This window comes from Salinarchaeum chitinilyticum, from assembly GCF_055390775.1.
In genome coordinates this window covers 577,113-596,120 of record NZ_AP043888.1, presented here as the reverse complement: position 1 = coordinate 596,120, position 19,008 = coordinate 577,113, and the positions used below count along the sequence as shown (strand labels likewise).

16 protein-coding genes are annotated in these 19,008 nt (G+C 66.8%); 5 read left to right on the top strand and 11 right to left on the bottom strand.

What is annotated here, in order from left to right; translation table 11 throughout:
• Positions 1–84: 84 nt before the first annotated feature.
• From ACZ5KP_RS02900 to ACZ5KP_RS02890, 3 genes are all read right to left on the bottom strand, one after another.
• Complete coding sequence (locus ACZ5KP_RS02900) at positions 85–1,200, bottom strand: DoxX family protein (RefSeq protein WP_460919716.1); 1,116 nt, start codon at positions 1,198–1,200, stop codon at positions 85–87.
• 101 nt (positions 1,201–1,301) lie between these two features.
• Positions 1,302–2,312: a hypothetical protein gene (locus ACZ5KP_RS02895; RefSeq protein ID WP_460919714.1), complete on the bottom strand. Its 1,011-nt coding sequence runs from the start codon at positions 2,310–2,312 to the stop codon at positions 1,302–1,304.
• A 141-nt stretch (positions 2,313–2,453) separates the two neighbouring features.
• Complete coding sequence (locus ACZ5KP_RS02890; RefSeq protein ID WP_460919713.1) at positions 2,454–3,542, bottom strand: glucose 1-dehydrogenase; 1,089 nt, start codon at positions 3,540–3,542, stop codon at positions 2,454–2,456.
• 221 nt (positions 3,543–3,763) lie between these two features.
• Here ACZ5KP_RS02890 and ACZ5KP_RS02885 point away from each other — a divergent pair, with 221 nt between their 5' ends.
• From ACZ5KP_RS02885 to ACZ5KP_RS02870, 4 genes are all read left to right on the top strand, one after another.
• Complete coding sequence (locus ACZ5KP_RS02885) at positions 3,764–5,017, top strand: Gfo/Idh/MocA family protein (protein ID WP_460919711.1); 1,254 nt, start codon at positions 3,764–3,766, stop codon at positions 5,015–5,017.
• A 611-nt stretch (positions 5,018–5,628) separates the two neighbouring features.
• Positions 5,629–5,967, top strand: coding sequence for a cupin domain-containing protein (locus ACZ5KP_RS02880; RefSeq protein ID WP_460919709.1), 339 nt, complete (start codon positions 5,629–5,631; stop codon positions 5,965–5,967).
• An 87-nt stretch (positions 5,968–6,054) separates the two neighbouring features.
• On the top strand, positions 6,055–7,191 hold the full coding sequence (pdhA, locus tag ACZ5KP_RS02875) for a pyruvate dehydrogenase (acetyl-transferring) E1 component subunit alpha (protein ID WP_460919707.1): 1,137 nt from the start codon (positions 6,055–6,057) through the stop codon (positions 7,189–7,191).
• Positions 7,192–7,268: 77 nt separating this feature from the next.
• Complete coding sequence (locus ACZ5KP_RS02870) at positions 7,269–7,838, top strand: acyltransferase (RefSeq protein ID WP_460919705.1); 570 nt, start codon at positions 7,269–7,271, stop codon at positions 7,836–7,838.
• Between the two features lie 114 nt (positions 7,839–7,952).
• Here the strand turns inward: ACZ5KP_RS02870 and ACZ5KP_RS02865 are convergent, their stop codons facing one another.
• The 4 genes from ACZ5KP_RS02865 to ACZ5KP_RS02850 all read right to left on the bottom strand — a co-directional run bounded on the left by ACZ5KP_RS02865 (position 7,953) and on the right by ACZ5KP_RS02850 (position 11,464).
• Positions 7,953–8,750 (bottom strand): mechanosensitive ion channel family protein, encoded by a 798-nt coding sequence (locus ACZ5KP_RS02865; protein WP_460919703.1) that lies wholly within the window; start codon positions 8,748–8,750, stop codon positions 7,953–7,955.
• A complete protein-coding gene (dacZ, locus tag ACZ5KP_RS02860; protein WP_460919701.1) occupies positions 8,750–9,559 on the bottom strand; it encodes a diadenylate cyclase DacZ in 810 nt (269 codons plus the stop codon). The genes ACZ5KP_RS02865 and dacZ overlap by 1 nt, the downstream gene beginning before the upstream one ends.
• A 174-nt stretch (positions 9,560–9,733) precedes the next feature.
• Positions 9,734–10,663 (bottom strand): DUF106 domain-containing protein, encoded by a 930-nt coding sequence (locus ACZ5KP_RS02855; protein WP_460919699.1) that lies wholly within the window; start codon positions 10,661–10,663, stop codon positions 9,734–9,736.
• Positions 10,664–10,816: 153 nt separating this feature from the next.
• Complete coding sequence (locus tag ACZ5KP_RS02850; RefSeq protein ID WP_460919697.1) at positions 10,817–11,464, bottom strand: adenylate kinase; 648 nt, start codon at positions 11,462–11,464, stop codon at positions 10,817–10,819.
• A 116-nt stretch (positions 11,465–11,580) separates the two neighbouring features.
• On the opposite strand from ACZ5KP_RS02850, the gene ACZ5KP_RS02845 reads away from it, so the two are divergent.
• Positions 11,581–12,057, top strand: a complete 477-nt coding sequence (locus tag ACZ5KP_RS02845) for a hypothetical protein (protein ID WP_460919695.1) — start codon at positions 11,581–11,583, stop codon at positions 12,055–12,057.
• Positions 12,058–13,011: 954 nt separating this feature from the next.
• Here the strand turns inward: ACZ5KP_RS02845 and trpB are convergent.
• From trpB to gyrA, 4 genes are all read right to left on the bottom strand, one after another.
• Complete coding sequence (trpB, locus tag ACZ5KP_RS02840; protein WP_460919693.1) at positions 13,012–14,166, bottom strand: tryptophan synthase subunit beta; 1,155 nt, start codon at positions 14,164–14,166, stop codon at positions 13,012–13,014.
• Positions 14,167–14,281: 115 nt separating this feature from the next.
• Positions 14,282–15,661: a GTPase HflX gene (gene hflX / locus ACZ5KP_RS02835; RefSeq protein ID WP_460919691.1), complete on the bottom strand. Its 1,380-nt coding sequence runs from the start codon at positions 15,659–15,661 to the stop codon at positions 14,282–14,284.
• A gap of 400 nt (positions 15,662–16,061) precedes the next feature.
• Positions 16,062–16,376, bottom strand: coding sequence for a nucleoside triphosphate pyrophosphohydrolase (locus ACZ5KP_RS02830; protein WP_460919689.1), 315 nt, complete (start codon positions 16,374–16,376; stop codon positions 16,062–16,064).
• 1 nt (position 16,377) lies between these two features.
• Entirely contained in the window at positions 16,378–18,981 is a 2,604-nt protein-coding gene (gene gyrA / locus ACZ5KP_RS02825; protein WP_460919687.1) for a DNA gyrase subunit A, read from the bottom strand.
• Positions 18,982–19,008: the final 27 nt, after the last annotated feature.

The following is a 19,008-nucleotide window of genomic DNA, read 5'->3' as shown; positions in this document are numbered from 1 at the left end:
CCTTCGCTCGCAGTGGGACGTTCCGCCGTCGCTCCGGCGTCGGTCAGCCCCGGCTCGGTGCTCGCTCATTCGACAGCATCGGCGCTACTCACCTGACGTCGACGCCCCGGCGTCGCCACCGGTCGGCGTCGGTGAGAACCAGGCCACCAGCCGCTTGTCGAGCGCGAATGGACCAGGCCCGGTGACGATGAGAGCCGACGCGAGCCCGAACAGCGAGACGTGCGCGAGCACCGGATCGTCCGGCAGCGCGAACAGCGTGAGCGTGAACATGAGCAGGGCGACGAGCGATCCGGCGCGGGTGAACGCACCGACGACGAGCGCGAGCCCGAGTGCGATCTCCACGACCCCGGCGCCGACCACCCAGAGGCCGGCATCGACTGGCACCACTGCGGTCAGATCGTACTTGTCCACCACAGAGAGAGCGGTTCCGGGCGCGAGCAGCTTCTCGACGAGACCCAGATAGACGAAGTTGACGCCCAGGCCGACGCGGATCACCGTCGGGACGTACTCGTGGTAGGGAGCGACGCGGTGGCGAAAGGCGCTGGTGACGCGATGAATCGGATCGAGTCTGCCGTAGACCGTTCCCTCCGCGGACGCGACGGTCTCCAGCACCCTGTCGGCGCTCGGCCGGCCGCTGCCGAGGAAGGCGATCGCGAGAAAGCCGGGAACGTACTCCATCGCGAGCCAGAGCTGGGGTTCGAGCGTGGCGACAGCGAGGTAGATCACCAGCCCCACGAACGCCGCGACGCGCGTCGCGAGACCGAACAACAATGCGAAGCCGAGCGCGATCTGGAACAGTCGAGAGACGGCAACGAGTCCGGTCCCCGACGGCGTCACCGCCGGGCTGATGAAGTAGCCCGTGAACCCGGCACCGACGAGTGGCAGCCCGAAGCTCAATCGGAGGAGCCAGGGGAGCAGATCGTCGTACTCGGCGACGGCCTCGCGGAACACGGCGACGTCCCGTCGGAGCGGGAGGCGCCAGAGGTAGACGATCACTGCGAGCGAGACGGCCACCGCGCCGCCGAGCAGGAGTGCCGCGTTGAACGGCTCCGTCACGACGTCGACGAAGAAGGGGAGAGGATCCTCGTGCTCGGCGTTCTCGGCCGTGTACTCGACGTGCGCAGCGGCGGGCATCGTCGCGAGTGCGACCGCGAGGACGCCCGATACGACGATCGTGCCGCGGCGAAGCAGCGAGCGCATCGGTCGTGGTAGGACGTGGCGCGGGATACTCGTTTGGACTCGCGAGTAGCCAGGCGGTCGAGTGGCGGTTCCTCAACGTCGATTGCGGAACCTCCTCGTGGTTACTGCTGTGCGGCCTGTACTTCCTCGAGGAACCCGTTCCAGACGTCCTCGGGCTCCTCACAGGCGATCTCGGAGATCGACTTGCAGCCGTCGTACCCCCACAGCATGACGCTGTCGACGCCGCTCTCGATGGCGGTCCGTGTCGCCGTCCTGACGTCCTCTGTCGAGCCCGCGGGCAGGCGGAAACCCTGGATCCAGATCTGGCCGCGGAGGTCGTACTCCTCGGCCATGTCCGCGATCTTCTCGGAGAAGTAGCCCACGAACTCCTCCGGGCCCTCGGCCTCGGGGAAGACGCCCCAGTATGGGTCGGTAACGAGCACGTCGAGGTACTCGTTGGCGGCGAGCTGATCCCAGTCGCTGAGGCCGTGCTCGGCGTCCTCGCTGGGGAGGAGACAGACGGCGTTCTCACAGCCCTCTTCGCGTGTGAGGGCCATCATCTCGCTGAGGAAGTCCATCAGCTGGTCGGCCTTGAACTCGTGGACGCGGTCGGTGGCTTCCTCCGGCATCGGCTCGCCGTAGGCGTCTTCGTACCGCTCCTGGCAGTGCTCACAGCGGCAGCCCCACTCGTCGTCGGCGAACTCGGCCTCGAACCACTCCGGGATGAACCAGTGTGGCTCGTCCCAGAAGAGCACGTCCGCGCCCAGACCCGCCGCTGCTTTCGTCCACTCGCGCATGTACTCCCGGAACTCGGGGGCGTTGAAACAGGCCGCAGCGACGCGGTTGCCTTCGGAGGTGACCTGCTGGGCGTCGGGATGTTCGCCGATGAACTGCGAGAGCGCCTCGCCGCCGAAGACCCGGCCGACGCTCCACGGGTTCACGTACACCTCGAACCCGCGGTCCTTGCTCGCGGCGACGACGTCCTGCATCGTCTCCTCGTAGTACCGGTGGTCGCGCTCGCTGAAGGTGTGCAGGACGGCGTTGAGCCCCGCGTCCTCGAAACGGTCGAGGTCCGTCTCCGCGTGCGTACGATTCCTGACGCCGAAGTAGCTCGCTCCGTATTCAGTTGTCATGAGTGGCTGAAATCCGATGGATTGACTCGGATACGTTCCTGGAGTAACAGCCGACGCAAAAGACTTCGGACCCCGGCGAGGCGGTCGATGCCGACCGGGCCGACCGTAACCGTGCTAACGAAGACCGGGCGCCCGTGGCCGCTACAGCTCGTCGAATTCGACGACCACCTTGATCCGGTCGTCGCCGGTCTCGAACGCCCGATCGACGTCCTCGGGCTCGAAGACGTGCGTGACGATCTCGTCCGTGAACCACTCCGGGAAACCCGCGAGGGTGTCGACCGCCGCTTCGAAGTGGGGCACGTGTGAGTTCACCGAGCCGAGGAGCGCCTTGTTCTCGAGGACGAACTCGCGATGCAGCCGCCCACCGTCGATCTCGAACTCCCAGTCGCCGGGGATGCCCAGCAGGACGCCGACGCCGTTCGGTGCGAGTGCGTCGATCGTCTCGACGGCGTGGGGCGCGTAGCCCGTCGCCTCGTAGACGAAGTCCATCTGCTCGTGGGCCGCTGGCAGTTCGTCGACCGGTGTCTCGCGGGAGTCGACGTAGGTCGCCCCGAGTTCCTCGATCACGTCGATCGTGGGGTCGGGACGATCCCGGCGGCCGAGACAGTACGTGCGCTCGAACCCCCCGTCTTCGAGCATCGCGAGTGTGAGAAGGCCGAGCGGGCCGTTACCGAGGACGATCCCGGAGTCGGGCGTCCACTCGAACGTCGAGCGGGACGCCGCCGCGAGATCGAAGGCCTTCTCGGAGTTACTGATCGGCTCGACGAGGAAGCCGGTCGCTGCGAAGGCGTCGGGAACGGGGACGAGATAGCGCGGTTCGCTGGTGAAGTACTCCGCCATGTAGCCGTGGGCGCCGGCGATACCCCGCTCGACGTAGGCGCCGTCGGGCGCCATGTCCGGCTCGTCGCGCTCGAAGTACTCGTTGGGCTCGCCGCCGGAGCCGTGGGCGTCGCCGCCCGGCGGCCGACGAACCGTCGGGACCACGAGCTGCCCGTCCTCGAGCTCGGTGCCGTTCGCGTCCTCGACGACGCCGACGGCCTCGTGGCCGAGAATCTGGTAGTCCTCGCCCTCGGGATAGCCGCCGTGGTTGCTCTGAATGACCTCGTGGTCGGTCCCGTCGATTCCGACCCGGAGCGTGCGAACGAGCGCCTCGCCGTCGGCAGGCTCCGGCTCGTCGACCTCGATCACCGTCGGTTCGTCGCCGCCGCGCTCGACTGCGATCGCCCGCATTACTCGATCACCGAAACTACGTCTGCGGCTGCCGTCCACGAATCGTTCATCTACGGCCGATTTTCGGGCGGAACGTAATAAAGTACCCTTTGGCGGTGCGCCCGGCCGGTATCGGCGCAGTCCCTCGATTGGAGGGACCGCCGTCGGCCCGCGGTCGCGATCGCCGTTCCGATACCGGAACGGGGAGGGCGCTTATGTGCACCTGCGCGAATCTCCATGCAATGTCACGGACAGACTCACTCGGAATCGGCTTCGTCGGTGCCGGATTTATCACGGAGACGTTCCACGCCGAGACCCTGCGCGGCATCCGGCACGCTCACGCCGCCGGGATCTACAACCCGACGACGAGCAAGGCCGAACGCGTCGCCGACTCGCTCCGCGAGAACGAGTGCGGGGACCCCTCGGTCCACGAATCCGTCGACGCGCTCGCGCGCGACCCGGAGGTCGAGGCGCTCTGGATCACCAGCCCGAACTTCACGCGCGTCGACGTCGTCGAGTCCGTCGTCGAAGCGGTCGAGGACGGCGCGGCGCTCACCGGCGTCGCCATCGAGAAGCCACTCGCCCGGAATGTCGACGAGGCGAAACGGGTGATCGAGCTGATCGAGTCGATCGACGTCAACCACGCCTACCTCGAGAATCAGGTCTACATGCCGGGCGTCGACAAGCTGAAGACCCTCCTCTGGGACGGCGCTGAGGCGACCGGCCGGCCCTACCTCGCCCGGTCGGCGGAGGAACACGCCGGTCCACACTCCGCGTGGTTCTGGGAGGGCGAGAAACAGGGCGGCGGCGTCCTCAGCGACATGATGTGCCACTCCCACAAGGTCAACAAACACCTGCTGGAGTCCGCTACAGGCGAGGACCTCACGCCGATCGCCGTGAGCTGTGACCTCTCGACGCTGAAGTGGACTCGCGACGACTACGCCGACCAGCTCGCCGACGATTTCGACGTGGACTACCGTTCCGAGCCCTCCGAGGACTACGCCCACGCCACCGTCTTCTACGAGACCGAAGACGGCGAGGTCGTTGTGGGGGAGGCCACCAACTCCTGGTGTTACGTCGGCACCGGCCTCCGGATCACCATCGAACTGCTCGGTCCGGAGTACTCCGGCACGATCAACACGCTCGAATCGGGCACGGACGTGTTCTTCTCCAGCGACGTCGAAGACGAGACCGGCTACGTCGTCGAGAAGCAACAGGCCGGCCAGGGCGAGATGCCCGTAATCGCCGACGAGACCAACACCTACGGCTATCTCCACCAGAATCGCCACGTCGTCGACGCCTTCCGCAACGGCGAGAACGCCCGCGAGGACCTCTACGACGGCCTCGAGGTCGTCGAGCTCTGCATGGCATCCTACAAGGCCGCCGAGGAGGGCGAACGGATCGCGCTGGAAGACGTGGATCTGGAGGGCTACGTGCCCGAGCCCGCACGCGGCGAGTTCGATCCGAGTGCGGACGGCCTCACCGGCGACGACTGATCGCGAGGGGCCGTTGAGGCACAGGTGACGAACGGGGCATTCACTCCGATTTCTTCGACAACTAGGAAATCAGAGTGGAGCGTGGGAAGTAGCTGGGCTGCAACCGCCTTCAGATACCGGGAGATCACAGATCTCCCGACGCCGTCGATCGTAGATCGACGAGCCCTGGCTCGCTGTTGCTCGCCAGGACGCCGCGGGCGTGCCCGCGACAGCCCCCGCCCGCTCGACTCGGGCGCCTCGCTGTCGCCGAAAACCGAAGATTTTCGTGATCAGACGGGAGCACTGCCCCCGTCGACCTCGCGAGACCGAAGATCTCGCTCAGTGACGAAAGAGCTTCGCCCTTTCGAACCACGCTCTTCCCTCGCTCGCTCCGCTCACTGCGGTGGCCGGAGGTTTCCTCCGGCACTTGACGAGCGAAGCTCGTCATCGCTTACGTCGCCGTCCTTCGTCGAGCGGGAGGGCCTTCCAAGCGGTTTGCTGTCCAAGTCACTCGGCAATCAGCAATTGCAACTCTCAGTAGTCGAATCAATCGCATTCTCCGGTTCGTTCATCACGCACTCGTTCCCACTTCTGCCCCACACTTATCGCGCTTGCCCGCGTTCCAGCCAGTCATGGAAGTCGAACCGTTCGACGAGGCCGACACCACCGAAGCGGTCGAGGGCGTGCATCTCGCGTTGCTCGCGGGCGACGAGCGGATGAACGTCCAGGGGTTCGCGATCGAGCCCGGCGCGGTGGTCCCCGAGCACAGCCACGACAACGAGCAGACCGGCGTGATCTACGAGGGTGAGCTGACCTTCCTCGTCGACGACGAGGAGCTTGTCGTCGGCCCGGGCGACACCTACGCGATTCCGGGCGGTGAGCCCCACGGCGCCGAGAACCGCGGCGACGAAACGGTCCGGGGGATCGACACGTTCAGCCCGCCGCGAACGAACCCGAGCTGGGAGGAATAGCGCGGGCTGTCCGGGAATCTGCCGGTCCGGAGTCGAACGCCACATTGACCCCCGATACATTTCTCCGCTCGGCTCCTGAGGGCGACCATGGACCCTGCGGACATCCTCGATCGACCCTACGACGATCCGGTCTCCCTGCTCTCCCCGGAGGGCGAGCTCACCGAGGGCTACGAACCGGATCTCTCCGACGAGGCGCTGGTCACGCTTTACGCCGACATGCGGCTCTACCGGCGCTTCGACGAGCGAGCTGTCAGCCTCCAGCGCCAGGGCCGGATGGGGACCTACCCGCCACTGGCCGGCCAGGAAGCAGCGCAGGTCGGGACCACCTACGCCTTCGCGCCCGAGGACTGGATCGTCTACCAGTACCGCGAGCACGGTGCCGCGCTCTCCCGCGGCGTGATCGGCGGCTACCTCAAGTACTGGATGGGCCACGAGGCCGGCAACGAGGCGCTCGCCGACGCGAACGTGTTCCCGCTCAACATCTCGATCGGGTCGCAGGTCCCCCACGCCGCGGGGCTCGGGATGGCGATCGACTACGAGGACGACGACGCCGTCGTCTGCTGTCAGTTCGGCGACGGCGCGACGAGCGAGGGCGACGTTCACGAAGGAATGAACTTCACGGGCGTCTTCGACGCGCCCGTCGTATTCGTCTGTAACAACAACCAGTGGGCGATCTCTGTGCCGCGGGATCGGCAGACCGCCAGCGCGACGATCAGCCAGAAAGCCGAGGCCTACGGCTTCCGCGGCGTGCAGGTCGACGGGATGGATCCGCTCGCAGTCTACGAGACCACGAGGGCCGCCGCGGCCCAGGCTCGCGATCCGGACGCCGATCTCGTCGACGACCGCGTTGGTCGCGCCAGCAAGCCGACGCTGATCGAGACGCTCACCTACCGCTACGGTGCGCACACGACCGCGGACGACCCCACAGCGTACCGCGAGGAGGCAGAGGTCGAGGAATGGAAGGAGAAGGACCCGATCGACCGGATGGAGGCGTTCCTCCGCCGGACGGACCGACTGGACGACGATCGCATCGACGAGATCGAGGACCGGATCGAGGAGACCGTCGCCGAGGCGATCGCGGAGGCGGAAGCCGTCGAAGGGAACCCGGCTTCGATGTTCGAGTACGTCTTCGAGGAGCAGTCGCCGCGGATCGAACGGCAGCAGGCGGAGCTGGCCGCGATTCGAGACCGCCACGGCGACGACGCGCTCACCCGCGACGAGTGACGGCAGCCGGCGCTCGCCAGCGGATCGACGCAGCGCACAGGGAAACCCACTATACCCTCCCCTGCGAACGGGCTGGCGTGAGCGACGACGAGGACGCACGCCGGCATCACGGACTCTCCCGGCATTCGACGACGGGGCCACGGAACTCGCTCCGCCACTGGCCGGACGCGAAGCACCCGCTCCGCGTGGTGGTGAACTACGTCGTCATCGTCTGCTGTCGGATCTCGCCGAGCCTGCGGCTGAAGAACTGGCTGCTCCGGCGGCTCGGCGTCGACGTCGGCGAGGGTGCGGCCTGGGGGCTCGAGTCCACGCCGGACGTGTTCTGGCCGGAGCTGATCTCCGTCGGCGAGGACGCGATCGTCGGCTACGACGCCACGATCCTCTGTCACGAGTTCCTCCAGGACGAGTATCGGACGGGCGAGGTGATCGTCGGCGACCGCGCGATGATCGGTGCCGGCGCCATCGTCCTCCCGGGCGTCGAGATCGGCGAAGATGCACAGGTCGCGGCGAACTCACTCGTTGCCGAGGACGTTCCGGCGGGCACGACCGTCGCTGGCGTTCCCGCCGAGCCACTCGACGCTGGCGGCACTGACGACGTGGACGATTCTGGTGGCACGAGCGACGCGACGGGCACCGGAGCGAACTGATCGAAACGACGTCCGCTGCTCGGCTGAACCGTCGCGGTCACAGCGCTGTTCGTTGCCAGAATCCGACGGGGCGGATCCGGCGAAAACGGAATCCGGACGTTCGTCTCCCGACCGTCAGTTTCGCTCCCGCCGAATGCCGTGGTCGAAGACCTCGCTGTTTGGCACGACGTACTCCGCGTCGTCGTCCTCCAGATGCGTAACGAGCACACCGACCTCCTGGACGACGCCCTCGCGCTCGCCGATCGTGACGCGATCGCCGATCCCGTAGGGCTCGCGCAGGAGCAGGTAGATCCCGGCGGCAGCGGAGGAGAGCAGATCCTTCGTCGCGACGACGGCCACGATTACCGCGCCGAGGACGTAGATCCCCAGCAGCACGAGGAGCGCCGTCGTCGCGACGCCGATCTGGCCGAGTGCGATCAGGAACGCGACGTAGATGACGGTGTACTTGACGACGCGAGGGATGAGCGAGACCTCGGGGAGTTTGACGCCGCGGAGCCGTTCGCTGACGATCAGTTCGGCCTTGTCGGCGGCGACGAACCCGACGACGACCACGAACACCGCGACGAAGACGTGGGGGACGAAGACGACGATGCGCTGCCAGATCCAGTCCGTGTCCGCGGGGCGGAAGGCGTAGATCGCGGTGAGCACCGTCACGCCGTAGACGAACCAGGAGAGCATCCGGGAGACGATCGAGACGGTCGACGTCCCGAGACTCTGTGCGGTCCGCTCGAACGCCGTCCCCTCGACCGATTCGGGAACGCCTGCCGCTTCGAGGACGCTCCTGCTCCCCCGTCCCAGCAAGTATCCAACGACGACGCCGACGAGGACGATCACGCTGATCAGGAGGATCGGCCAGTCGAGCAGCCACTCCGGAATCTGCTCGGTCTCGGGGAGCTGGGCGGACAGGGCCATCAGTACTCCTCCGGATCCAGCTCCAGCACCAGCGAGCCACCTTTGAACGCCCGCACCATTCCGTCGCTCTCGGAGAGCACGATCGCCGTCGCGTTGGTGTCACGCGTGATCGCGCCCGCTGCCATGTGTCGCGTTCCGAGCCCCTTCGGGATGTCGACGCCCTCGGCGGAGGGTTCGAGATACCGGTAGGCCGAGACGATCTTCCCGGCGTCGGAGATGACGAATGCCCCGTCGAGCCGGGAGAACTCCTTGAGCATGACCTTCACGATCGGGTCACCGACGTGGACGTGGCTCTTCTCGAAGGGGTTGTAGGACAGCGGCCGGGACTTGTTCATCACCTTCCCGGCGTCGCCGACGACGAACAGCGCGCCGACGGGCTGGCCCTTCTGGCCCTTCTTTCCGAGTTCGATCACGAGCTCGAGGACCGACCGGAGGACGTCCGGTTCGGCGCGGGTGTTCGCGAACAGGTCGTAGACGCCGGAGGTCGCGTCGGCGTCGACCCGTACGCGAGAGACCGTGTCGAGGTCCTCGTCGAACACCGACGAGACGCAGGCGACGACGTCGCCGTCGTCGAGCAGGTCCTGCTCCATCGCCCCTTCGATGCCGAAGCGGACGCGATCGTACACGTCCTGGAACTCGACGGGGAGTTCGACGAACGGATCGGCGTCGAGGTCGTTCTCGCCAGCGACGACCACGACCTCGACGTCTGCGTCGACGAACCGCTCGTAGTACGACGTCGTCGGCGAGAACAACAGGATGCCGTCGACGTCGCCGAGTATCTCCTCGAGCAGCTCGTTCGGGTCGGCCATTGGACGAACGGTCGAAGGGAGAGGGAAAAAGTGTTGTGACCGCGAGGGGCGAGGCTCCACGATCGGCCGGCGATTCACGTCGAACTACTCGGCGCGTTGTCACGGATGGCGCGAGAAACTGGTCGAACTGCCGGCGGAGCCGAACCGTCGGCGAGTCCGGGAACCGCTGCCAGCTCAGCTTGGGGAGGCGCGGATGTTCAGCGTCTTCCGGAGGATCTGCCCGAACCCGAAGGAGCAGCCGATGTACCAGATAATCCAGGCGCGCATCGGGCCGATGACCCCGTCGTTCCAGTCGATGCCGCCCACGAGTGGCATGTACATGTCCGGGCCGTTCTCGACGCCGACACCGCCCTGGTCGATCGTCCACCAGAGCCAGAGGAAGACCGGGATCGTGAGCAGCATGACCCAGACCATCGGGCGGAACTGGGACTTCATCATCCCGAGCTGGTCGCCCATCATCTCCATCTGCTTCTCCTGGATGCGCTCAACGGCCTCGTCGTCGCCGCGATCCTTGGCCTCCTTGCGTTTGTCCTGGATGGCGCTCATCCGGTCCTGGTAGACGGACATCGTCTCCTGGTCCATCAGATTCGCCATCAACAGCGAGGAGTACAGCCCGGTCAGTAGCGCGACCGAGAAGATCACGAGGTAGAACGGCAACACGTTGAGCAGGGGCCCGAGCGCGAGGTCCAGCGCTCCGCCGACCGCGTTCTGGACCGGGTCGAAGTAGTAGCCGACCATCATCATGACCGCGCCGACCGCGGCGAGCTTGTCCCACTGCGACCAGGAGGCGGCCTCCTCGGCTTCCTCGTCGATCTCCGGAATGTCCGAGAAGTCAAGATCGACGACCTCCGCGTCGGCGTCGCCGTTGAGCGCCGCGTCGACGCCGTCGGGATCGTTCAGCTCGAACCCGTCGCCGTCGGCGCTCTCGAGGAGCCCCGTCTCGATGATGCGGCCCCACTGGCCGCTGGTGAGGTCGTCGTCGACGTCCTCCCAGGCGACGGCGCCACCGTTGGCCTCCGCCACCGAGTGAACCGTCCGGAGGGCGTCCTCCATGTCCTCGCCCTCCTCGACGAGCTCGTGTACCTTCCGCGCGGTCCGTGCCATTGCCGAAGGTTACGAGGGCGCCGTAATCAACCTTTCACATCGGGTGTCCCGGCCGACCGGGAGATGGCAGGGGAATCGGCGCCTTTCACGCCGATCGACGGACGACGCCCTCCGTCGATTCGAGTGCAGTACCGGCGAGGTCGCAGTGCGAGACTACAGCGCGCCGTCGATCGCAACCTGCAGATCCTCCCACACCTCGTCGGGGGACTGTTCGCCGTCGATCCGGGCGAGGTCCCCCTCCTCGTCGTAGAACTCGACGACGGGAAGCGTGTTCTCCTCGAAGACGCGGAGGCGCTCGCGGGCGGTCTCCTCGGTGTCGTCCTCGCGCTGGATCAGATCGCCACCACACTGATCGCAGACGCCCTCCTCCTCCTCGGGCGGCGCGTATTTGACGTGGTAGTTCGCACCACAGTCATCGCAGACCCGGCGGCCGGTCAGCCGGTCGATCAGCTCCTCGTCGGAGACCTCGAAGTACGCAGCGACGTCGAGGTCGGTGATGTCCGCGAGGTACTCCGCCTGCTCGACGTTCCGGGGGTACCCGTCGAGGACGAAGCCGCTGCCGGACGCCTCGGCGTCGGCGAGCGCTGCCTCGACGATTTCATTGACGACCGGGTCAGGAACGAGTTCGCCGGCCTCCATGTACTCGCGGGGCGTGCCGTGCTCGGTCTCCATGTCCTTGTTCGCGCGGAGCGCGTCGCCCGTCGTGACGTGTTCGACCCCGTACTCCTCGACGAGGTTCGCGCTCTGCGTTCCCTTCCCTGCGCCTGGCGGCCCGAGCAGCAGAATCTTCGGCTGGCTCATACCTGATCGAAGCTCACCCCCGCGTAAAACCTTGCAGGATTCGGAACTCCGGACGTCGTCAGCCTGGCGTCCCGGACACCCGTGGCTTTTCGGGGCCGCTCCACGACGGTACGGCTATGACCAGATTCGACGCGGCCACGCCCGCGGAACGCCGCTCCCTCGTCGCCGACACCATCGTCGCCCACCGGGAGCGCGGGAGCATCTTCTGCACCGTCGAGGCCGACGCGCCGCCCGGCGGCCCAATCGAGGTGGACGAGGAAGCGACAGCTGCCGACGTGGGGGAGGACGCTAACGCCGTCGAGGGTGCGGCGGCGGAAGCGTCCGACGCACCCGCGTGGATCCAGTTCAGCGCCGCCGAGTCCCAGCTCAATCTCGATTGCACCGACGAGGAGTACGACCGGATCACCGACGTGCTCGGGACGGCATCCGCGTTCACGATCGACGACCAAGCCTCGCCGGAGGACGCCGACGGTCGCAATCTCCGGGTCACCAGCTACGCCGATCCCGAGCGGATCGCCGACGTCGTCGACCGCATCTTCGTCGAGGGGTTCGACTACGAAGCGGACTTCCGGCTCTGGGCGACGGAGATCTAGGATCGGGACGTTTGCTTCGATTTCTTCGACTACTGAGTATTGCAATCGCTGACCGCGGAGTGACTGGAACTGCAAACCGCCAGGAAGCCCCCTCCCGCTCGCCGCAGCTACCTCGCTGCGGTCCTCGCCTCCCTACCGGTCGGCTGCGGTCCTTACTTCGGTACCAGCGGCGACCGGTCGGCCCCTTCCAGTCCCGGATGAGCAAGCTCTTCCGACCTTCGCAGAATCAAAGATTCTGCTCAGTCCCACCCGGTGGATTTTGGTCGATCATCGCTCCGGTGGATCGTTCAGGCGAGCGGAAGCCGGCGTGCGATCCCTCGTGCTGAGCGATCCCAAACTTCCGCCGCGTTTCGCTCCCCTAATTTCTCCCAGGGCGGGACTGAGCGAGAGCGGAGCTCTCGCGAAGCACGGAAGAGCTCCGATCTTCCGGTACTGAGCAGGACCGAAGGTCCTGCGACGTGTGGAAGACCGGCGGTCTTCCAGCACTCCGGAAGGGGCCGACCGCTCGGCGAAGGACGGCGACGTAAGCGATGACGAGCTTCGCTCGTCAAGTGCCGGAGGAAACCTCCGGCCACCGCAGTGAGCGAAGCGAACGAGGAGCGTCGTTCGAAAGACGCTTTGCGTCTTTCGTGACTGAGCGGGATCTTCGATCCCGCGAGGTCGACGGGAGCTTTGCTCCCGTCTGATCACGAGAGAGCTCTGCTCTCTCGGACGACAGCGAGCCGCCCGAGTCGAGCGGGAGGGGCTGTCGCGGGCACGCCCGCGGCGTCCTGGCGAGCAACAGCGAGCCAGGGCTCGTCGATCTATGATCGACGGCGTCGGGAGATCTGTGATCTCCCGGTATCCGAAGGCGGTTGCAGCCCAGCTACTTCCCACGCTCCACTCTGATTTCCCCAGTAGTCGAATCCCGAACGTCCAAAGGCGTCCATTCGACCAGCAATCGACAGAGAGCGATTAGCCCAGATCGAAGTGCTGGGCGGCCTGCTCCATGTCCTTGTCGCCGCGACCGCTACAGTTGATGACGATGACGTCGTGCTCCTTGGCGAGATCCTCCGCCAGCGCGATCGCGTGACTGGTCTCCAGCGCGGGGATGATCCCCTCGTCTTCGGAGAGCGTCCGGAACGCCTCGAGCGCCCGGTCGTCCTCGATGCCGACGTACGTCGCGCGACCAACCTCCCGGAACATGGCGTGCTCTGGTCCCACGCCGGGGTAATCGAGCCCCGCGGAGACGGAGTGCACGTCGACGTCCTCGTCGATCACGCGGGTCTCCATGCCGTGGAGGACGTCGTCGCGGCCGGTGTCCAGCGGCGCGGCGTGGCGCTTGGAGTCCGCACCCTCGCCGCCGCCCTCCGCGCCGTAGAACGCCACGTCGTCGTCGCGGAAGGCGTGGAAGAGGCCGATCGCGTTCGAGCCGCCACCCACGCAGGCGACGCAGGCGTCGGGGAGCTGTCCCTCTCGCTCCAGAATTTGCTCGCGGGCCTCCTGTCCGATGACGGACTGGAACTCGCGGACCATCCGCGGGAATGGGTCGGGGCCGACGACGGAGCCGACGAGGTAGTGCGTGTCCTCGACGTTCTGGGCGAAGTCCTCCAGCGCGGCGTCGACGGCGTCGGCGAGGCCCGCACCGCCCTGGGTGACCTCGTTGACCTCCGCGCCCATCAGGCGCATCCTGAACACGTTCATCCGCTGGCGCTCGACGTCCTTCGCGCCCATGTAGATCTCCGTCGGGATGTCGAGCATGGCACCCACCATCGCCGTCGCGGTGCCGTGCTGGCCCGCACCAGTCTCTGCGATGAGGCGCTCCTTCCCGGCGGCCTTCGCGAGCAGCCCCTGGCCGACGGTGTTGTTGATCTTGTGCGCGCCGCCGTGGAGCAAGTCCTCGCGTTTGAGGTAGATCTCCGCCCCGAAACGCTCCGAGAGGTTCTCGGCGTGGTACAGCGGCGTCGGTCGTCCCGCGTACTCCTCCAGGGTCGCCCGCAACGATTCCTGGAACTCCTCGCTCGGCACCACGTTCTCGAAGGCCTCCGTGAGCTGCTCGAGTGGCTCTTCCATGACCGGTGGAACGTGGCGTCCCCCGTAGCTGCCGAACGCGCCGTCGTCTGCTGTCATACCGACCGAAGACCGTCGGCGCTCCCACTAATACGTATCGACGTTTGCGTACATCGATGGTGATGGATTGTCATTGCATGCCATAGTTCAACACACCACTCTCTCCCGGCACACGTCAGTGTTCCAGCAACTCCTGGCTACTCGCACGAAGCCGCTCGACCGACGCGGGGTGCCCACTCGCGACGATCGTCACCGAATCGCCCTCGTACTCGACGTCCGCCACCGATAGCTCGTCGTAGGCCTGCGAGACCAGCGTCATCGCCTCGGAGCAGTTCGGGAGCGTCACCTCGACGCGCTCGGAGGGCAGGAGGCTGGCGAGGCGCCGGCGAAGGATCTCGCAGCCGTGTCCCTCGATTGCGCTGATTGCCACCGGGTCGGATCCATCGAGTTGCTCGCGAACGCGCCGCTCCCTCGCCGCCAGCGATCGCTTCCCCACCGCATCGACTTTGTTCAGCACGGGGAGTATCGGCGCGTCGGCCCGATCGGCCAGCGTCTCCACCGCCGTTTCCAGTCGAACCTCGAACCGCTCCGCCGATGCGCTCGCGTCGAGGACGAGCAACACCACGTCCGCGGTCTCCACGGCCCGCAGCGTCGACCGAAACGACCGGACGAGCCAGTGTGGCAGGTCGCTGACCACGCCGACGGTGTCGGTCAGCAGGACGCGCCGCCCTCGGATCGTCGCCCGCCGGGTGGTCGTCTCCAGCGTTTCGAACAGCCGGTCCTCGACGGTCACGCGCTCGGCGACGTCCGCGTGCCCGCTCGTCGAATCCGGCGCCGTCTCTCCGTCGACGTCACTGGGACTTTCGTCGGCACCGTTGCCGACCACTTCGTCGGCCGCTTTTTCGGCCATTTCGCAGAGTTCCTCCTCGTCGGCCAGCCGGCGCAACAGCGTGGACTTCCCGGCGTTCGTGTAGCCGGCGACGGCGACGTGATCGAACCCTTCCTCGCTACGGCGCTCGCGACGCTGCTCGATCACTGCCCGCGTCGATTCGAGCGACGCCTCCAGTGCCTCGATGCGCTCGTCGATGTGTTTGATCTCGCCCTGTTCGCTCGCCTCGAACTCGCCCAGGGTCCGCCGTTCGTTCGCGGCGTCTTCCTCGAGTTGCAGCGCGGCCCGCACGCGCTTGCGCTCGTACCGCAACTCCGCCAGTTCGACCTGCAACTGAGCAGCCCGGTCCGTCGCCCGATCGGCGAAGATCTCGAGGACCAGCCGATAGCGTCCGAGCACCCGCGTTCCCGGCGGGCACAGCTCCTCGAGGTGGTAGGCCTGCTGTGGCGTCACCCTGTCGTCGAACAACAGTGCATCGACGCCGGTGTCGGCGACTCGCTCGGCCAACTCCTCGGCCTTCCCGCGGCCGACGTGGTACGTCGAGTCCTCCGCCCGACGCTGGGACGCCGTGCCGATCACGTCGTAGCCGGCCGTCTCTGCCAGTCCGCGAAGTTCGGTCGCGTCGGTCGATGCTCGCTCGCGTCTCGTGACCAGTATCGCTTGCATGGTGGTGTCGATCGCCGTAGCTGTCGCTCTCGGTTCGGTCCACGCCGGGAATTGCAGCGAATCGCCGCTTGGGTTACGGTAGATCAGCGTGGACGCGTCGCTACTGATCGTCGAAGCGCGAGCACACGTCGCCGCTGTCCCAGGTGTTGCCGATCGGAGTTCGAGCGATCCGAATACCGATCGGCAGACGGGCGGTCATGTCGCTACGAACTAGTGAGTGTAGCGACGAGAACCGAGAATCGGGAGCCTCGCGAACGGGCTACGGCGATCCGCTCGCGATCGGGCGACGAGTGCTCCCGTTCAGAAGGAGGTGGTCATCGGACGACTCCGGCTACACTGGAAATCGTGAAAAACGTTCCGCCGAGGGAGCACGAGCGCCGTTCACAGTGAGTCGTAGCGTCTACTCCTCGACTCGCTCGAGGACGATTCGATCGCCGAACCCGCCGCGTTCGGCGGCCTTCGCCTCGCGCAATCGGTCGAGCTCCTCGGTCGAAATCTCGGCATGCTCCCGGTAGGCGTCGACGACGGCGAGTACGTCAGCGAGCTCCTCAGCCTCGCCGCTCTCGGCGAACTCCCCGGCCTCCTCGAGTAGTTTCTCGCGGAGCCGCCGTTCGTACTCCGCGTCGTCGGCGACGTGGACGATCGGCTCCTCGCCGTCGGCCTCGATCACCGCCGGAATCTCGTCGCGAACGAGCTTGTCGTACTCGCGGGCCATCTCACTCGTCGCTGGCGTCGTCGGACGCCGCGCCGTCCTGTTCGCTGGGTGCCGCGTCGTCCGCTGCTTCGTCGGACGGCGCGGATTCGTCGTCCGCTCCGCCGTCGGCTTCCGTTTCGTCCTCCGCCTCCGATTCGTCGTCCGCGTCGTCGTCACCGTCGTTCACGTCGAGCACGGCGACGTCGGCGACCTCGTCGCCCTCCTCGACGCCCATCACGATGACGCCCATCGTGTTCCGGCCGACGACGGAGACGTCGGCGGCGCGGGTTCGCATGATCTGGCCCTCGCGGGAGTAGAGCACGAGGTGGTCGTCCGCATCGACGGCTTCGACGGCGACGGTGGGGCCGTTGCGATCGACGGTCTCGATGTCGACGAGGCCCTTGCCGAAGCGGGACTGCGGGCGGTACTCCGCGAGCTTCGTGCGCTTGCCGTAGCCGTTCCGGGTAACCGTGAGGAGTTCGCCGTCTGTCTCGCTGATGGCGGTGATCCCAGCGACTGCGTCGTCGCCGACGAGCTCGATGCCGCCGACGCCGCGGGCACTCCGGCCCATCGCGCGGGCGTCGCTCTCGGGGAAGCGGATCGCCATGCCGTTCTCGCTGGCGATCAGGAGGTCGTCGTCGCCGGTCGTCATCGCCGCGTCGACGATCGCGTCGTCGGGATCGACGTCGGCGGCGATGATCCCCGTCGAGAGGACGTTCTCGAAGGCCGTCGCGACGGTCCGCTTGACGTAGCCTTCCCGGGTGGCGGTGACGACGTACTGGTCGGTGTCGATCTCGTCGTAGGCCAGCACCGTGGCGATGGTCTCGTCGTCCTCGATGTCGAGGAAGTTCACCGCCGCCGTGCCGCGGGCGGTCCGGCCCATCTCCGGGATCTCGAAGCCGCGGGTCTCGTAGACCTCGCCGGACTCGGTGAACCAGAGGAGCGTGTCGTGGGTGTTCGCGGTGACGACCCGGTCGACCCGATCGCCCTCCTTGACGTCCGCGCCGATGACGCCCTTCCCGCCGCGGCGCTGGTCGTCGAATCGGGCTGCGGGCATCCGCTTGACGTAGTCCTCCTCGGTGAGCACGATGACGGACTCCTCCTCGGGGATGAGGTCCTCGTGCGTGACCGTGCCGTCGTCCTCGACGATGCGCGTCCGGCGGTCGTCGTCGTACTCGTCTTTGACCTCGCGGAGCTCCCGCTTGATGACCGCCATCAGCTCGTCCTCGTCGCCGAGGATGGTCTCGAGGCGCTCGATCTCGGCCTGGACCTCCTCGTACTCCTCGCGGATTTCCTGGGCCTCCAGCGAGGTGAGGCTGCCGAGTTGCATCCGCACGACGTGCATTGCCTGCTCCTCGGTGAACTCGAACTCTTCCTGGAGCCCCTCGACGGCCTCCGATCGATCCTCGGAGTTCCGGATCAGCTCGACCACGTCGTCGATGTTGTCGAGCGCGTGCAGCCGGCCTTCGAGGATGTGTGCGCGGTGTTCGGCCTCCTCGAGGTCGTACTCGCTACGCCGGCGGACGACCTCACGGCGGTGGTCGACGTAGTGCTGGAGCGCCTGCTTCAGCGTGAGCACCTGGGGCTGGCCGTCGACCAGGGCAAGGAGGATGACGCTGAAGGTGCGCTCGAGGTGGTGCTCGAGCAGCTGGTTCTCGACGAGCTCGACGTTCGCGCCGCGCTTGCACTCGACGACGACGCGGACACCGTCGCGGTCGGACTCGTCGCGGAGGTCCGAGATGCCCTCGATGGTGCCCTCGTTGACGTCCTCCGCGATCCGCTCGACCATCCGCGCCTTGTTCTGCTGGTAGGGAAGCTCCGTGACGACGATCCGGTCCTTCCCGTTCTCCTCGCGCTGGAGCTCGTACTCGGCGCGGAGCCGCAGCCGTCCGCGACCGCCGGAATACGCCTTGTAGATCGCGTCCCGACCGACGATGTTCGCGCCCGTCGGGAAGTCCGGCCCGGGGACGTGCTCCATCAGGTCCCGCACCGTCGCGTCGGGATTGTCGATGAGGTGGACGACGGCATCGATCACCTCGCCGAGGTTGTGCGGCGGGACGTTCGTCGACATCCCGACGGCGATCCCGGAGGCACCGTTGACGAGCAGGTTCGGGAACGCCGCTGGGAGGACCTCCGGCTCCTGGAGGCGGTCGTCGTAGTTCGACGAGAAGTCGACGGTGTCCTTCCCGATGTCGTCGAGGAGCTCCTCGGAGATCTCCGACATCCGCGCCTCCGTGTAGCGCATCGCCGCTGGTGGGTCTCCGTCCATCGACCCGAAGTTCCCCTGGCCGTCGACCAGCGGATAGCGCATCGAGAAGTCCTGGGCCATCCGCACGAGGGCGTCGTAGATCGGGCTGTCGCCGTGTGGGTGGTAATCACCCATCGTCTCCCCGACGATCGAAGAGCACTTCCGGTGGCCCGAGTTGCTGGTGACGCCCATCTCGTGCATCGCGAAGAGGATGCGCCGATGGACGGGTTTCAGGCCGTCGCGGACGTCGGGCAGCGCCCGGCCCGCGATGACGCTCATCGCGTAGTCGATGTAGCTCTGCTCCATCTCGTCCTCGACGCGGACCGTCTCCACGTCGGCGGCCTCGATGTCGCCTTCCTGTGGGAGGTCGGAGCTCATGGCTCACCTCGAGGGAGGACTTCTGGA

Bases quoted from the DNA above. Each gene is read 5' to 3' on its own strand.
- ACZ5KP_RS02890 (WP_460919713.1), bottom strand. From the start codon at position 3,542: ATGCGGGCGATCGCAGTCGAGCGCGGCGGCGACGAACCGACGGTGATC.
- ACZ5KP_RS02880 (WP_460919709.1), top strand. From the start codon at position 5,629: ATGGAAGTCGAACCGTTCGACGAGGCCGACACCACCGAAGCGGTCGAG.
- pdhA (WP_460919707.1), top strand. From the start codon at position 6,055: ATGGACCCTGCGGACATCCTCGATCGACCCTACGACGATCCGGTCTCC.
- trpB (WP_460919693.1), bottom strand. From the start codon at position 14,166: ATGACAGCAGACGACGGCGCGTTCGGCAGCTACGGGGGACGCCACGTT.
- hflX (WP_460919691.1), bottom strand. From the start codon at position 15,661: ATGCAAGCGATACTGGTCACGAGACGCGAGCGAGCATCGACCGACGCG.
- ACZ5KP_RS02865 (WP_460919703.1), bottom strand. From the start codon at position 8,750: ATGGCCCTGTCCGCCCAGCTCCCCGAGACCGAGCAGATTCCGGAGTGG.
- dacZ (WP_460919701.1), bottom strand. From the start codon at position 9,559: ATGGCCGACCCGAACGAGCTGCTCGAGGAGATACTCGGCGACGTCGAC.
- ACZ5KP_RS02855 (WP_460919699.1), bottom strand. From the start codon at position 10,663: ATGGCACGGACCGCGCGGAAGGTACACGAGCTCGTCGAGGAGGGCGAG.
- ACZ5KP_RS02895 (WP_460919714.1), bottom strand. From the start codon at position 2,312: ATGACAACTGAATACGGAGCGAGCTACTTCGGCGTCAGGAATCGTACG.
- ACZ5KP_RS02885 (WP_460919711.1), top strand. From the start codon at position 3,764: ATGTCACGGACAGACTCACTCGGAATCGGCTTCGTCGGTGCCGGATTT.
- ACZ5KP_RS02850 (WP_460919697.1), bottom strand. From the start codon at position 11,464: ATGAGCCAGCCGAAGATTCTGCTGCTCGGGCCGCCAGGCGCAGGGAAG.
- ACZ5KP_RS02830 (WP_460919689.1), bottom strand. From the start codon at position 16,376: ATGGCCCGCGAGTACGACAAGCTCGTTCGCGACGAGATTCCGGCGGTG.
- gyrA (WP_460919687.1), bottom strand. From the start codon at position 18,981: ATGAGCTCCGACCTCCCACAGGAAGGCGACATCGAGGCCGCCGACGTG.
- ACZ5KP_RS02900 (WP_460919716.1), bottom strand. From the start codon at position 1,200: ATGCGCTCGCTGCTTCGCCGCGGCACGATCGTCGTATCGGGCGTCCTC.
- ACZ5KP_RS02845 (WP_460919695.1), top strand. From the start codon at position 11,581: ATGACCAGATTCGACGCGGCCACGCCCGCGGAACGCCGCTCCCTCGTC.